Here is a 13,480-nt window from a genome sequence, read left to right as displayed (position 1 = left end):
TTTGAATCATGAATACAGAACTATTGAATTTCTAGGTCTTACTTTTAATCTGACAAACATTCTGATGATTACTGTGGCGAGTGTGATTGTTTTATTGATTGCGATATTAACGACAAGAACGCTTTCGATCCGTCCCGGAAAAGCCCAGAATTTTATGGAATGGGTTGTTGATTTCGTCCGCAATATTATCGGCAGTACAATGGATTTGAAAACAGGGGCGAACTTCTTGGCACTTGGTGTCACATTGCTGATGTACATATTTGTGTCGAATATGCTGGGGCTGCCGTTCTCTATTACAATCGGACATGAGCTCTGGTGGAAATCTCCGACAGCCGACCCTGCCATTACATTAACGCTAGCCGTGATGGTTGTCGCTTTAACCCACTACTATGGTGTGAAGATGAAAGGGCTCAAGGAGTATTCTAAAGACTATTTAAGGCCTGTTCCATTCATGCTCCCGATGAAAATCATCGAAGAGTTTGCCAATACGCTGACTCTCGGGTTGAGGCTTTATGGTAACATCTTCGCCGGTGAGATTCTTCTCGGCCTGCTTGCGGGTTTAGCGACAAGCCATTATTCGCAAAGCGTGGCTCTCGGTCTTGTCGGTACAATCGGCGCCATTCTGCCGATGCTGGCATGGCAAGCATTCAGTTTATTTATAGGCGCCATCCAAGCGTTTATCTTTACAATGCTCACGATGGTGTACATGTCTCATAAAATCAGTCATGATCACTAAAACATTATATCCAAACGGATAACATTTTAAAGGAGGAACTTTTTCATGAATTTAATAGCAGCTGCGATTGCAATTGGTTTAGGCGCACTTGGTGCAGGTATTGGTAACGGTTTGATTGTTTCACGTACGGTAGAGGGGATTGCCCGTCAGCCGGAAGCAGGTAAAGAACTTAGAACGCTTATGTTCATGGGTATCGCATTGGTTGAAGCCCTTCCTATTATCGCTGTCGTTATCGCATTCTTAGCGTTCTTTGGCTAAGCATAAAAGCCTTATATGAACTAAAAATGGCGAAGATCATTCCAAGAGAACCTTCGCCATTGCTTTATGTCTGATAAGCAACCCGCCTTGCCGGCTGAAAAGAGACAAGTGCGGCTGCTGGATCAGCAAAGAAAAACCTGCAGAAGGGAGTTGCCGTAGTAGATGTCTCAATTACCACTTGAACTAGGATTATCGTTTAACGGCGGAGATATCCTGTTCCAACTGTTAGCTATGTTAATCTTATTAGCGCTTCTGAAGAAATACGCTTTAGGGCCGCTATTAAACATAATGAAACAGCGTGAAGACCACATCGCTGGAGAAATTACGTCTGCTGAAGAAAAAAATAAAGAAGCGCAGCAGCTGATTGAAGAGCAGCGCGTTCTTTTAAAAGAAGCAAGACAGGAATCCCAAACCCTTATCGAAAACGCAAAGAAACTGGGAGATAAGCAAAAAGAAGAAATTATCCAGGCTGCACGTGCAGAATCTGAACGTCTGAAAGAAGCAGCGAGAACTGAAATCGTGAAGGAAAAAGAACAGGCGGTTTCTGCTCTCCGTGAGCAAGTAGCGTCTCTATCTGTCATGATTGCGTCGAAAGTGATCGAAAAAGAACTGGATGAACAAGCTCAAGAGAAATTGATTCAGGACTATCTTAAAGAGGTAGGAGAAAGCCGATGAGTGGATCAGCTGTCTCTAAACGATATGCGTCAGCTCTTTTTGATATTGCCAATGAGTCCGCTCAGCTGAATCAAGTAGAAGAAGAGCTAACTGTTGTAAAACAAGTATTCCAAAATGAAAAAGCGCTTAATGATGTGTTAAACCATCCGAAGGTGCCGTCTGCGAAGAAAAAAGAGCTGGTTCAAAATGCATTTGGCTCTTTGTCGCATTCCGTGCTCAATACGATTTTTCTTTTGATTGACCGCCATCGGGCGGCGATCGTGCCTGATCTCACAGATGAGTTTATCAAACTCGCAAATGAGGCCCGTCAAACAGAAGACGCAATCGTATATTCAGTGAAACCGCTGACGGAGGCGGAAATTTCATCATTATCACAAGTGTTTGCAAAAAAAGCCGGAGTCGCTTCACTGAGAATCAAAAATGAAGTGCAGACGGATTTAATAGGCGGCATTAAAGTCCGCATTGGAAACCGGATTTTTGACGGCAGTGTAAGCGGAAAGCTTCAGCGCATTGAACGTCAACTAGCCGGGGAAAATCGATAGAAGGGGTGAAACCTAAGTGAGCATCAAAGCTGAAGAGATTAGCACGCTGATAAAACAGCAAATACAAAATTATCAATCTGATATTGAAGTTCAAGACGTAGGTACAGTCATCCAAGTCGGTGACGGTATTGCGCGTGTGCACGGCCTTGACAACTGTATGGCCGGGGAACTTGTCGAGTTTTCAAACGGCGTTCTGGGCATGGCCCAAAACCTTGAGGAATCAAACGTAGGTATCGTTATCTTAGGACCTTTCAGTGAGATCCGTGAGGGAGACGAAGTAAAAAGAACAGGACGCATCATGGAGGTTCCTGTCGGTGAGGAACTAATCGGCCGTATTGTGAACCCATTAGGCCAGCCGGTAGACGGACTTGGCCCGATTCTTACTAGCAAAACGCGTCCGATCGAAAGCCCTGCACCAGGCGTTATGGACCGTAAATCCGTTCATGAACCGCTCCAAACGGGAATTAAAGCGATCGACGCACTGATTCCAATTGGCCGCGGCCAGCGTGAGCTGATCATCGGTGACCGTCAAACAGGTAAAACTTCTGTTGCGATCGATTCCATCCTGAACCAAAAAGACCAAGACATGATCTGCGTGTACGTAGCGATCGGTCAAAAAGAATCAACAGTCCGCGGCGTAGTAGAAACATTGCGTAAGCACGGCGCGCTTGATTACACAATCGTTGTAACGGCGTCTGCGTCACAGCCGGCACCGCTTCTGTACCTGGCTCCGTATGCAGGGGTTACAATGGCAGAAGAATTTATGTACAACGGCAAGCACGTTCTTGTTGTATACGATGATCTTTCTAAACAAGCGGCTGCTTACCGTGAGCTGTCCTTGCTTCTTCGTCGTCCGCCAGGCCGTGAAGCGTTCCCTGGGGATGTATTCTACCTTCATTCCCGCCTGCTAGAGCGTGCAGCAAAGCTTAGCGACGCGAAAGGCGCGGGATCAATTACAGCTCTGCCGTTCGTAGAAACACAAGCCGGAGATATCTCCGCTTATATTCCAACGAACGTTATCTCTATCACCGACGGACAAATCTTCCTGCAATCTGATTTGTTCTTCTCAGGCGTACGTCCAGCGATCAACGCCGGATTGTCTGTATCCCGTGTCGGTGGTTCAGCGCAAATCAAAGCGATGAAAAAAGTATCAGGAACACTGCGTCTTGACCTTGCGTCATACCGTGAGCTGGAAGCCTTCGCTCAATTCGGATCTGACCTCGACCAAGCGACTCAGGCGAAACTGAACCGCGGTGCGCGTACAGTTGAAGTGCTGAAGCAGGATCTGAACAAGCCGCTTCCGGTTGAAAAGCAAGTAGCCATTCTTTATGCGCTGACAAAAGGACATCTTGATGATATTCCTGTTGCGGACATCAGACGTTTTGAAGAAGAGTACTACATGTACCTTGACCAAAACCATAAAGAACTGCTTGATGGAATTGCGAAAACAGGAAACCTTCCTGCTGATGAAGACTTCAAAGCGGCAATCGAAGGCTTCAAACGCACATTTGCACCAAGCAACTAACTCGATTGCTGATGAGAGAAAAAGGTTCTCTTTTTCTCTCTTTTTACGCAGATGAAGAGAAAAGGTGGTGAAATCTTTGGCCTCATTACGCGATATTAAGTCAAGGATCACGTCAACGAAAAAAACAAGCCAGATTACAAAGGCCATGCAGATGGTATCTGCGGCTAAACTGAATCGTGCTGAAAACAACGCAAAATCATTTGTGCCATATATGGATAAGATCCAAGAGGTTGTGTCAAACGTCGGAAGAGTTTCCAGGAACGTGAAGCATCCGATGCTTCTCAGCAGAGAAGTGAAAAAGACAGCATACCTAGTCATTACGTCTGACCGCGGTCTTGCCGGCGCTTTTAACAGTTCGGTCTTACGAAGTGCTTATCAGGCCATGCAAGAACGTCATCAGTCTAAGGATGAGTACGCGGTGATCGTCATCGGAAGAGTGGGCCGTGATTTCTTTAAGAAACGTGAGATTCCGATCATTTCCGAGTTAACAGGACTTGGAGATGAAGTAACGTTTGCACAGATTAAGGATCTTGCCCGGCAAACGATCCAAATGTTTACAGATGGTGCGTATGATGAATTGCACCTTGTTTATAACCATTTTGTCAGCGCCATATCTCAAGAAGTCACGGAGAAAAAACTTCTGCCGTTAACTGATTTGGGCAGCGGCGGCGGAAAGAGAACGGCGTCATATGAATTTGAACCGTCTGAAGAAGAGGTTCTGGAGGTTTTGCTTCCTCAATATGCAGAAAGCTTAATTTTCGGTGCGCTTCTTGACAGTAAAGCAAGTGAGCACGCTGCAAGAATGACGGCGATGAAAAACGCGACAGACAACGCGAAAGATCTTATCGATTCACTTTCGCTTTCTTACAACCGCGCTCGCCAAGCAGCCATCACACAAGAAATTACGGAAATTGTCGGCGGAGCAGCCGCTTTAGAATAGAAAGATTTTGTCAGGAGGGATAGCGATGAAGAAAGGACGCGTTAGCCAGGTATTAGGGCCGGTCGTCGACGTACGTTTTGAAGACGGTCACTTGCCTGAAATTTATAATGCGATTAAGGTTTCACAGCCAGCAAGTGAAAACGAAGTAGGTATTGATTTAACGCTTGAGGTCGCTCTTCATTTAGGCGATGATACAGTCCGTACAATCGCAATGGCGTCTACGGACGGTGTTCAGCGCGGAATGGAAGCTATTGATACAGGAGCGCCAATCTCAGTGCCAGTTGGTGATGTAACACTCGGCCGTGTATTTAACGTACTCGGAGAAAATATTGATTTGAATGAGCCGCTTTCTGCGGATGCGAAAAAGGATCCGATTCACAGACAGGCGCCTTCATTTGACCAGCTTTCAACAGAAGTTGAAATTCTTGAAACAGGCATTAAAGTTGTTGACTTGCTTGCTCCATACATCAAGGGCGGTAAGATCGGATTGTTCGGCGGTGCCGGTGTAGGTAAAACCGTATTAATCCAGGAATTAATCAACAACATCGCGCAAGAGCACGGCGGTATCTCTGTATTCGCCGGTGTAGGAGAGCGTACTCGTGAAGGAAATGACCTTTTCTACGAAATGAGCGATTCTGGCGTAATCAACAAAACAGCCATGGTATTCGGACAAATGAACGAGCCGCCGGGCGCACGTATGCGTGTTGCTTTGACAGGCCTTACAATGGCTGAGCACTTCCGTGATGAACAAGGACAGGACGTACTGTTCTTCATCGACAACATTTTCCGTTTCACGCAAGCGGGTTCCGAAGTTTCTGCCCTTCTTGGCCGTATGCCTTCAGCGGTTGGTTATCAGCCGACGCTTGCGACTGAAATGGGTCAGCTTCAAGAGCGTATCACGTCTACAAACGTTGGATCAGTTACATCTATCCAAGCGATCTACGTGCCTGCCGATGACTACACTGACCCAGCGCCGGCAACAACGTTCGCTCACTTGGATGCGACAACAAACCTTGAGCGTAAGTTAACTGAAATGGGTATTTACCCTGCGGTTGATCCGTTGGCTTCTACATCACGCGCCCTTGCTCCTGAAATTGTCGGAGAAGAGCATTATGCAGTTGCCCGTGAAGTACAGTCAACGCTTCAGCGTTACAAAGAGCTTCAAGATATCATTGCGATTCTCGGTATGGATGAATTAAGTGATGAAGACAAGCTTGTCGTTCAACGCGCACGCCGCATTCAGTTCTTCCTTTCTCAAAACTTCCACGTGGCTGAACAGTTCACTGGACAAAAAGGTTCTTACGTGCCTGTAAAAGAAACGGTTCAAGGTTTCAAAGAAATCTTAGCCGGCAAATACGACCATCTTCCTGAAGATGCGTTCCGTCTTGTAGGCCGTATCGAAGAAGTTGTTGAGAAAGCAAAAGAAATGGGTGTAGAAGTTTAATCTGGTCCTAGGAGGGTAAAAGCATGAAGACCGTTAAAGTCAATATCGTTACTCCCGACGGCCCAGTATACGATGCGGATATCGAAATGGTGAGCGTGAGAGCCGAAAGTGGCGATCTCGGTATTTTGCCAGGCCATATTCCAACCGTGGCTCCTCTTAAAATCGGCGCTGTCCGTCTGAAAAAAGACGGGCAGACTGAATTGGTTGCCGTCAGCGGCGGATTTGTAGAAGTCCGCCCTGATCATGTAACCATCCTTGCCCAAACCGCGGAAAAAGCGGAAGGCATTGATAAAGAGCGCGCTGAAGCTGCACGCCAGCGGGCGCAGGAGCGTTTGAATTCTCAATCATATGATACTGACATTCGTCGGGCTGAGCTTGCGTTACAGCGGGCTTTGAACAGATTGGATGTAGCAGGGAAATAGAAAAAATCCTTCTCTTTATGAGAAGGATTTTTTTATGACCGCACAAGAGAATCAAACAGCGATAGCAGCGGCTGGCCCTCTTTTTGCTGCAAGTATAAACGATCGCAGCAATTCACGGTATGCCATGATTTCCGATGTCTTCTGAAGCCCATTGTATAAGCGCCGTCTGTGTACGGATAAGGTTTTACGATCCATTCCGCATCCTCATGATGGGCAATCACGCAATCTATAAGATACACACTGATCATTTTCTCAAATTCTTCAATAGGAAGATTCCAATCAGTAAGCAATAGCTCTTGTATACTTTGAAAATAAAGGTTTTCAAGCTCTTCAAGGCTTTCTCTCGTATAGGTAAGAGAAATGTTATAAAACTGACACAATTCATTCAGTTCTTCAATCTGTGACTGTCTATAATCATAATAGAATGCAATTGCTTCCCATTCCTGTTCAAAAATTGGCAAGTCCTCACCGTATTGCTTTTCAGGCTGAAAAAAAGAATGATTCACATTTGCCAGCTCCTTTCCAATTCAGTATACCATGTAAAAGAATCGCACTTTAAGCGGGGATTAGCCCTATATATGGGTGATTGTTCCATTCTGTATAAAATGTATCATCTTTATCTGTGCTTCTTATATAATAAGAAAGGGTATAAACGCGGAGAAAGGATGAAAGGAGTGGAATAGATGAGTGTATTGGGACAGCAGGCTGCTATCGGCATTGTCGTGCACCTGATTTTTATAGCGGTGACTTGGTGGGCACTGCAGGCCGTCAATATCGATCTGTTAATTAAAAAAGGCAAAGTTGTGCAGGCTAGGCTCCTGATGATGTTGCTGACAATCGCCATTGGAACGGCCGTTGCAAATTTCTTTTTAGATTACCTCAATTATTCACAGCAGCTTCCCTATTTATTTTAATAGGTTTGGAACCTCATCATCTAGGGAATGGTTGGGGAAGGGGTTGAAGCGAATAGCTCGAGTTTTGACGAAGATTTTTACGTATGGCGCCTCTTGCCTCCGGTAAAACTGGGGATAAGGGGAGAGATGAACATGAACAAAAAACAAGTAAGCCGCGCTATTATCATTTCCGTGATGCTAAGCTTCGTCATAGCTGTTTTCCATACCATTCATGCGAGTGAGTTAACGCCGTTAGCACAACTGGCAGAGGGGCTGAATCGCCAAGATGTGTCAATAGATAAGTGGACTTTGCATGCCAAACAAAACATGTCGCTGACCGAAAAAGAATTTTATCAAAAAGTGCAACGTTTACAATCAGAGTATCGTCAATATGATTGGGAGCTTGCACAGGAAGATAAGGTCGTAAAGGCCATTGGCACATATACTGACAAAAAAAATCGCACTTCTTTTAGGCTGCAGCTTGTCACAACCCTCAAAAAACACAACCCAACTTCGTATTTATTATATGAGCAAATGAGTCTTGAGACACCGAATAGCTGGAATGATACATATGAACAGTTTGAACGTGAGACACTCGGGATATTCCAAGAAAAAGTAGTTATTTTTACTTGTCTAAATGGTCATTTAAATGATAATATGAATATTGTTTTGCAAAAAAAAGCAAATCAGTTATTAAATGAATTTCAAGCAAGATCTGTAGAACATGTAGTTGAGCCAAATTTCGTTTCTATTTCTGCGTTTACAGATGAGTGGGAAGAGTACATCATGACCTCGAAACATAAAATGAATTTGCAAATTGCACTTAGAAGTGCAGGAATGGGCGGAAAACATACCGTTACGGTTGGCACACCAATCGTTACGACTGAATATTAATATAGAGAATTTAGGGACGCGGAGGGGAATACCTTGGAAAAAATCATCGTCCGCGGCGGTCAAAAGTTAAACGGCACAGTCAAAGTTGAAGGCGCTAAAAATGCTGTTTTACCTGTTATCGCTGCATCTTTGTTAGCAAGTGAAGAAAAAAGCGTAATTTGTGATGTACCTACGCTCTCCGATGTATATACAATTAACGAAGTGTTGCGTCATTTAGGAGCAGATGTGCATTTTGAGAATAATGAAGTGACTGTAAATGCTTCATACGCTTTACAAACTGAAGCACCTTTTGAATATGTTCGTAAAATGCGTGCGTCTGTGCTTGTCATGGGGCCGCTTCTTGCGCGTACAGGTCATGCAAGAGTTGCGCTTCCGGGCGGATGCGCAATTGGTTCCAGACCGATCGATCAGCATTTAAAAGGTTTTGAAGCAATGGGCGCAGAAATCAAAGTCGGCAATGGCTTCATCGAAGCTGAAGTAAACGGCCGTCTGCAAGGCGCAAAAATCTACCTGGACTTCCCAAGTGTAGGAGCTACAGAGAACCTGATTATGGCAGCCGCTCTGGCTGAAGGAACAACAACGCTGGAGAACGTGGCGAAAGAACCTGAAATCGTTGATTTAGCAAACTATATCAACGGCATGGGCGGTAAAATCCGCGGAGCTGGCACCGGCACCATCAAAATTGAAGGGGTCGAAAAGCTTCACGGCGTAAAACACCATATTATTCCTGACCGCATTGAAGCGGGCACATTTATGGTTGCTGCTGCTATCACAGAAGGAAACGTATTGGTGAAAGGAGCGGTTCCTGAACACCTCACCTCTTTAATTGCGAAAATGGAAGAGATGGGTGTAACGATTAAGGATGAAGGTGAAGGCTTGCGTGTCATCGGCCCGAAAGAACTCAAACCGATTGACATTAAAACAATGCCTCACCCAGGCTTCCCGACTGATATGCAGTCACAAATGATGGCGCTTCTGCTTCGTGCAAGCGGCACAAGCATGATTACAGAAACTGTTTTTGAAAACCGTTTTATGCATGCGGAAGAATTCCGCCGTATGAATGGAGATATCAAGATTGAAGGACGTTCTGTCATCATTAATGGTCCTGTACAGCTTCAGGGAGCTGAAGTTGCAGCGACTGATTTGCGTGCAGGTGCAGCGCTGATTCTTGCGGGGTTAGTGGCTGAAGGTCATACGCGTGTTACTGAACTGAAGCACTTAGACCGCGGTTACGTTGATTTCCATAAGAAGCTTGAGGCTATTGGCGCAGACATCGAACGTGTAAATGATGAGTCTGCTTCTGAGCAAGAGAACAAAGAAGTCGTATCTGACTTAAACGCATAAACCACATGAAAATCAGTATGTCACTCTGGCATACTGGTTTTTTATTTTTCGTGTATTATCATCATTATGCGCAAAATAGCAAAAAAGAATACGTAAATGACAAATAAAGTTTCTGTCCAAAACGAGAGTCATATTAGCTTGTCCCTGCCCATAGACTAGACTAGAGTCGAATCCCGAGCAGGAGGCAGCTGAATATGAAACAATTCGTAATTACACTATCCGTACTATGTGCATTGATTCTCTTGATCCCCACACTCTTGGTCATACCGTTTCAGCATAACAAAGAAGCGGAAGCCAGTGCAGAATCAGGAAAGACAGCAGTCAGCACGAAACCGGCATCAAAAGGAGCGGAAACGTTGAAAGCATCGCCTGTTTCTATTCCCGTCTATCGAACCGCAAATCAATCCGTAGAAAACATTCCGCTTGAAGAGTATGTAATTGGAGTCGTCGCCTCCGAAATGCCCGCAACCTTTGAAACTGAGGCGCTGAAAGCTCAGGCTCTCGCCGCCAGAACGTTTATTGTCAGACTGATGGTGTCAAATTCAGCGGTTGAGGCTCCTAAAGGCTCGCTGGTCGATGATACACAGATGTTCCAGGTGTATAAAAGCAAAGCGGAGCTGAAAAAACAGTGGGGGGCAAGCTACGAGCGGGATTTGAAAAAAATCACAGATGCGGTTGCCAGCACGCAAGGCAAAATCTTAACGTACAACAACCAGCCGATTGAAGCCTCTTTTTTCTCTACAAGCAACGGCTACACAGAAAATGCAGAAGCCTATTGGACAAGTGCCATCCCTTATTTAAAAAGCGTCAAAAGCTCATGGGATAAAAAGTCTCCAAAATATAAGGCGACGAAAACCTTCACAGCCTCAGAGTTTGAGCAAAAGCTTGGCGTCAAGCTGGATGGGTCTGGCACAGTCGGACAGATTACCGGAGAAACACCGGGCCGCCAAGTCGCAACTGCCGTTATTAACGGCAAGACGCTGAAAGGAAGAGACATACGAGAGAAGCTTGGCCTCAATTCAGCCGATTTTGAATGGAAGCGAAGCGGAGACACGATTACTGTCACGACGAGAGGATTTGGACACGGTGTCGGGATGAGCCAATATGGCGCCAATTTTATGGCGAAAGAAGGCAAAACGGTTAATGACATTGTGAAGTACTATTACAAAGGCACACAAATTTCTGAAGCAGATTCGTTTTTGAATAAATATATGGCCAAGAAGTAGAAAGGACGCTCAATGAGCGTCTTTTTCTGTTCCTGAGTGTCTTTTATCCAAGAGCTGTTGAAACGGTTTAGAGGAGCTCCTGGCAGTCTTTAGAATGAAAAGGAAATCAGTTCTTTTATCCTAATAGCGGACTTCGAGATGTGGTAAAGTAATCCACATGTATCGACAGACTTCGACAGACTCATATAACGAAAGCCAAAAGGCCGGCAATGTTGTTTTTTTATCTTATCATTAGGTTGAAATCACTAATAAAAACAAAGGTTTCTATGCAAAAGTAAATAACACGATTGAGGAAGCCCGCCCTATTTATTTCTCTGTTTTTGTCGATTACGATTAGTTATGTTCAGCGTTGAACATCTGCACGCAGAAACCAACTTGTAAAGGGGTACGAACATGAAGAAAAGATTTTCACTGATCATGATGACAGGCTTGTTATTTGGATTAACGTCACCTGCTTTTGCGGCTGAAAAGGAAGAACCGAAGGCTGAAGCTCCGGCAAACGTGGCAGTCTTGCTTGATGCCAGCGGAAGTATGGCGAAAAGAATAGACGGTGTATCTAAATTTAATTCAGCTAAAAAAGAAATTTCTAAGTTTGCAAGCTCACTGCCGGAAGGAACTCAAGTGAAAATGAGCGTGTTTGGTTCAGAAGGAAACAATAAAAATTCAGGAAAAGTTCAATCATGTGAATCTATCCGCAATGTTTACGGCTTCCAAAGTTTTAATGAGCAAAGCTTCCTCAATTCTCTCAATGCAATCGGGCCGACTGGCTGGACGCCAATTGCCAAAGCGCTGAACGAGGCGAAATCTTCGTTTGATCAGCTTGATACAAAAGGGGAAAAAGTAGTGTATCTGCTGACAGACGGTGAGGAAACGTGCGGTGGAAATCCGATTAAAACAGCAAAAGAACTGCATAAAGACAATATCACTGTGAATGTGATCGGTTTTGATTATAAAGAGGGATACAAAGGCCAGCTGAACGCGATTGCGAAAGTAGGCGGCGGTGAATACTTCCCTGCGTATACTCAAAAAGATGTTGAGAAAATCTTCACTCAGCAGTCATTGATGTTATCTAAATAAGGAAAAAGAGGCTGACTGATGTCAGCCTCAGCTTGTAGAGAAAACGACGTTTTTTCTACAAGCTTTTTTGTTTTCTACTGTTTCTTTAGTTGTTCAGCGGATTTCAAAAACTGAAAAAGAGCTCCCACATACCTAGCCCTGCTTGGCTAGGTATGTGGCAATCTTCTTCATGTTCTGGCATGCGGCTGTGAGGAGAACTTGTTCACTCACATTCCGTTTTCCCCTCAACCTGCAATAGCGAAGCCCATGCAGCTGTTTTGAATCTGCAAAGCTTCGCTCTATTTTTTCTTTTCTTTTTTTATAGAGGTTTTTTCCTGAAACAGATAAGCGATTTTGTCTGATCTTTTCTTTGTGGTCCTCCCATACATGCCGGGTGATGACCTTTTGGCGGTTCTTTGATCTTGTGCATTGTTCAAGCAATGGGCACGCGAAACAGGTTTCAGGATTTGATTTATATGACCGGTAGCCTTTTCGGTCAGTTGTTGAGTATGTAAGTGTTTGCTGGTTCGGGCAAATGTATCTGTCTTGTTCACTGTCATAATGAAACTTCCATTTTGGAAACAAGCCTCTAGTAGGGTGATATCGTCTATGCGCAATAACGCCAAAAATATGGCGGTCAGCTAATCCTTTACAGATCGGAGTCGTCAAATAACCAGAATCAAGAGCGACGGCTTCTACTTCAAAATCAAATCGTGCAATTTGGTGATCTAATCGGTCAAGATAGGGCACAGAATCATGGACATTTCCAGGCGTAACATAGGCGTCGGTGATAATGTTATGTTTCATATCCGTTGTTCGGTGATCTAAGTAAAAGAAACCCTCCGGTTTGTTTTCACGATACATATATCCACTTTCAGGGTCAGTTGTACTGTGGCGGATCTCTTTTTCAGCTTTCACCTCCTCTTTGGCTGGTAATGGCTTTTTTCCGTGCTCCTCCCGATCTTCTTGAATGGCTTCATTTAAATCTTTGATATAGTTTTGTGTATCCTGTTCAATCGTTTTTCTTGTGTATTTGTGCTTGTTGGCATTGGCTTTCAGATGAGTTGAATCAGTGAAAAGGACACGTCCGCCCACCATATCATGATTGATGGCCTGAAGAACGATCTCATCAAAAATGTCTTGGAAAATCGTTGTATCTTTAAAGCGTGTGCGTCTGTTCCAGCTGATGGTGGAGTGGTGCGGAACTGGGTCATTGATATTCAGGCCCAAAAACCATCTGTACGCCATATTGTAGTAAATTTCTTTTTCAAGCTGTCTTTCTGAACGGATACCGTAGAGGTAGCCGATAAACATCATTTTGAATAAAATCAGCGGATCGAGTGAGGGGCGGCCTTTGTTTTCGCTGTAGTAAGGCTTAACCTTTTCAATGATAAAAGAGAAGTCTATGTGTTTATCGATTTTTCGAAGCAAATGATCCTCTTCGACGAGTTGGTCAAGCAGAACAAATTCGGCTGCGTTTTGAGAAGAATTTCTTGTGTGGAACATAAGAAAGACACCATCCTTT

At 44.5% G+C, this 13,480-nt stretch carries 15 protein-coding genes; 13 read left to right on the top strand and 2 right to left on the bottom strand.

Going from position 1 to position 13,480, the window contains the following annotated elements:
* Position 1: 1 nt before the first annotated feature.
* The 8 genes from atpB (at position 2) to M1D98_RS17780 (ending at position 6,542) form a co-directional block, all read left to right on the top strand.
* On the top strand, positions 2-736 hold the full coding sequence (gene atpB / locus M1D98_RS17815) for a F0F1 ATP synthase subunit A (RefSeq protein WP_003221896.1): 735 nt from the start codon (positions 2-4) through the stop codon (positions 734-736).
* A 45-nt stretch (positions 737-781) separates the two neighbouring features.
* Positions 782-994: a F0F1 ATP synthase subunit C gene (atpE, locus tag M1D98_RS17810; protein ID WP_003151167.1), complete on the top strand. Its 213-nt coding sequence runs from the start codon at positions 782-784 to the stop codon at positions 992-994.
* A gap of 162 nt (positions 995-1,156) precedes the next feature.
* Positions 1,157-1,669 (top strand): F0F1 ATP synthase subunit B, encoded by a 513-nt coding sequence (gene atpF / locus M1D98_RS17805; protein WP_003221894.1) that lies wholly within the window; start codon positions 1,157-1,159, stop codon positions 1,667-1,669.
* A complete protein-coding gene (locus M1D98_RS17800) occupies positions 1,666-2,211 on the top strand; it encodes a F0F1 ATP synthase subunit delta (protein WP_010328921.1) in 546 nt (181 codons plus the stop codon). Before atpF ends, M1D98_RS17800 begins: the two co-directional genes overlap by 4 nt.
* Before the next feature lie 16 nt (positions 2,212-2,227).
* Complete coding sequence (atpA, locus tag M1D98_RS17795; RefSeq protein ID WP_010328920.1) at positions 2,228-3,736, top strand: F0F1 ATP synthase subunit alpha; 1,509 nt, start codon at positions 2,228-2,230, stop codon at positions 3,734-3,736.
* Positions 3,737-3,812: 76 nt separating this feature from the next.
* The gene (gene atpG / locus M1D98_RS17790) at positions 3,813-4,676 is read left to right on the top strand and encodes an ATP synthase F1 subunit gamma (protein WP_456279800.1); all 864 of its coding nucleotides are present in this window, start codon (positions 3,813-3,815) and stop codon (positions 4,674-4,676) included.
* Positions 4,677-4,701: 25 nt separating this feature from the next.
* The gene (atpD, locus tag M1D98_RS17785) at positions 4,702-6,120 is read left to right on the top strand and encodes a F0F1 ATP synthase subunit beta (RefSeq protein WP_010328918.1); all 1,419 of its coding nucleotides are present in this window, start codon (positions 4,702-4,704) and stop codon (positions 6,118-6,120) included.
* A gap of 23 nt (positions 6,121-6,143) precedes the next feature.
* On the top strand, positions 6,144-6,542 hold the full coding sequence (locus M1D98_RS17780; RefSeq protein ID WP_039075208.1) for a F0F1 ATP synthase subunit epsilon: 399 nt from the start codon (positions 6,144-6,146) through the stop codon (positions 6,540-6,542).
* Positions 6,543-6,574: 32 nt separating this feature from the next.
* On the opposite strand, the gene M1D98_RS17775 is transcribed toward M1D98_RS17780, so the two are convergent.
* The gene (locus M1D98_RS17775) at positions 6,575-7,048 is read right to left on the bottom strand and encodes a hypothetical protein (RefSeq protein WP_268538488.1); all 474 of its coding nucleotides are present in this window, start codon (positions 7,046-7,048) and stop codon (positions 6,575-6,577) included.
* A gap of 177 nt (positions 7,049-7,225) precedes the next feature.
* Between M1D98_RS17775 and M1D98_RS17770 the strand changes: the two genes are divergently transcribed.
* The 5 genes from M1D98_RS17770 (at position 7,226) to M1D98_RS17750 (ending at position 11,976) form a co-directional block, all read left to right on the top strand.
* Positions 7,226-7,456: a DUF1146 family protein gene (locus M1D98_RS17770; RefSeq protein ID WP_456279799.1), complete on the top strand. Its 231-nt coding sequence runs from the start codon at positions 7,226-7,228 to the stop codon at positions 7,454-7,456.
* Positions 7,457-7,588: 132 nt separating this feature from the next.
* Positions 7,589-8,329 (top strand): YwmB family TATA-box binding protein, encoded by a 741-nt coding sequence (locus M1D98_RS17765; RefSeq protein WP_456279798.1) that lies wholly within the window; start codon positions 7,589-7,591, stop codon positions 8,327-8,329.
* A gap of 33 nt (positions 8,330-8,362) precedes the next feature.
* The gene (gene murA / locus M1D98_RS17760; RefSeq protein ID WP_010328912.1) at positions 8,363-9,673 is read left to right on the top strand and encodes a UDP-N-acetylglucosamine 1-carboxyvinyltransferase; all 1,311 of its coding nucleotides are present in this window, start codon (positions 8,363-8,365) and stop codon (positions 9,671-9,673) included.
* 194 nt (positions 9,674-9,867) lie between these two features.
* A complete protein-coding gene (gene spoIID / locus M1D98_RS17755; RefSeq protein ID WP_010328911.1) occupies positions 9,868-10,899 on the top strand; it encodes a stage II sporulation protein D in 1,032 nt (343 codons plus the stop codon).
* 393 nt (positions 10,900-11,292) lie between these two features.
* The gene (locus M1D98_RS17750; RefSeq protein WP_010328910.1) at positions 11,293-11,976 is read left to right on the top strand and encodes a vWA domain-containing protein; all 684 of its coding nucleotides are present in this window, start codon (positions 11,293-11,295) and stop codon (positions 11,974-11,976) included.
* A gap of 132 nt (positions 11,977-12,108) precedes the next feature.
* On the opposite strand, the gene M1D98_RS17745 is transcribed toward M1D98_RS17750, so the two are convergent.
* Complete coding sequence (locus M1D98_RS17745; RefSeq protein ID WP_010329164.1) at positions 12,109-13,461, bottom strand: IS1182 family transposase; 1,353 nt, start codon at positions 13,459-13,461, stop codon at positions 12,109-12,111.
* Positions 13,462-13,480: the final 19 nt, after the last annotated feature.

This window comes from Bacillus sp. K7, from assembly GCF_053903245.1.
The sequence above is the reverse complement of the archived record's forward strand: the minus strand, read 5'-3'. Positions and strand labels throughout refer to the sequence as shown.

Excerpts from the sequence above, each read along its gene's own strand:
- spoIID (WP_010328911.1), top strand. The coding sequence starts at position 9,868 with ATGAAACAATTCGTAATTACACTATCCGTACTATGTGCATTGATTCTC.
- M1D98_RS17750 (WP_010328910.1), top strand. The coding sequence starts at position 11,293 with ATGAAGAAAAGATTTTCACTGATCATGATGACAGGCTTGTTATTTGGA.
- M1D98_RS17770 (WP_456279799.1), top strand. The coding sequence starts at position 7,226 with ATGAGTGTATTGGGACAGCAGGCTGCTATCGGCATTGTCGTGCACCTG.
- atpF (WP_003221894.1), top strand. The coding sequence starts at position 1,157 with ATGTCTCAATTACCACTTGAACTAGGATTATCGTTTAACGGCGGAGAT.
- M1D98_RS17765 (WP_456279798.1), top strand. The coding sequence starts at position 7,589 with ATGAACAAAAAACAAGTAAGCCGCGCTATTATCATTTCCGTGATGCTA.
- atpD (WP_010328918.1), top strand. The coding sequence starts at position 4,702 with ATGAAGAAAGGACGCGTTAGCCAGGTATTAGGGCCGGTCGTCGACGTA.
- M1D98_RS17800 (WP_010328921.1), top strand. The coding sequence starts at position 1,666 with ATGAGTGGATCAGCTGTCTCTAAACGATATGCGTCAGCTCTTTTTGAT.
- M1D98_RS17745 (WP_010329164.1), bottom strand. The coding sequence starts at position 13,461 with ATGTTCCACACAAGAAATTCTTCTCAAAACGCAGCCGAATTTGTTCTG.
- atpE (WP_003151167.1), top strand. The coding sequence starts at position 782 with ATGAATTTAATAGCAGCTGCGATTGCAATTGGTTTAGGCGCACTTGGT.
- M1D98_RS17780 (WP_039075208.1), top strand. The coding sequence starts at position 6,144 with ATGAAGACCGTTAAAGTCAATATCGTTACTCCCGACGGCCCAGTATAC.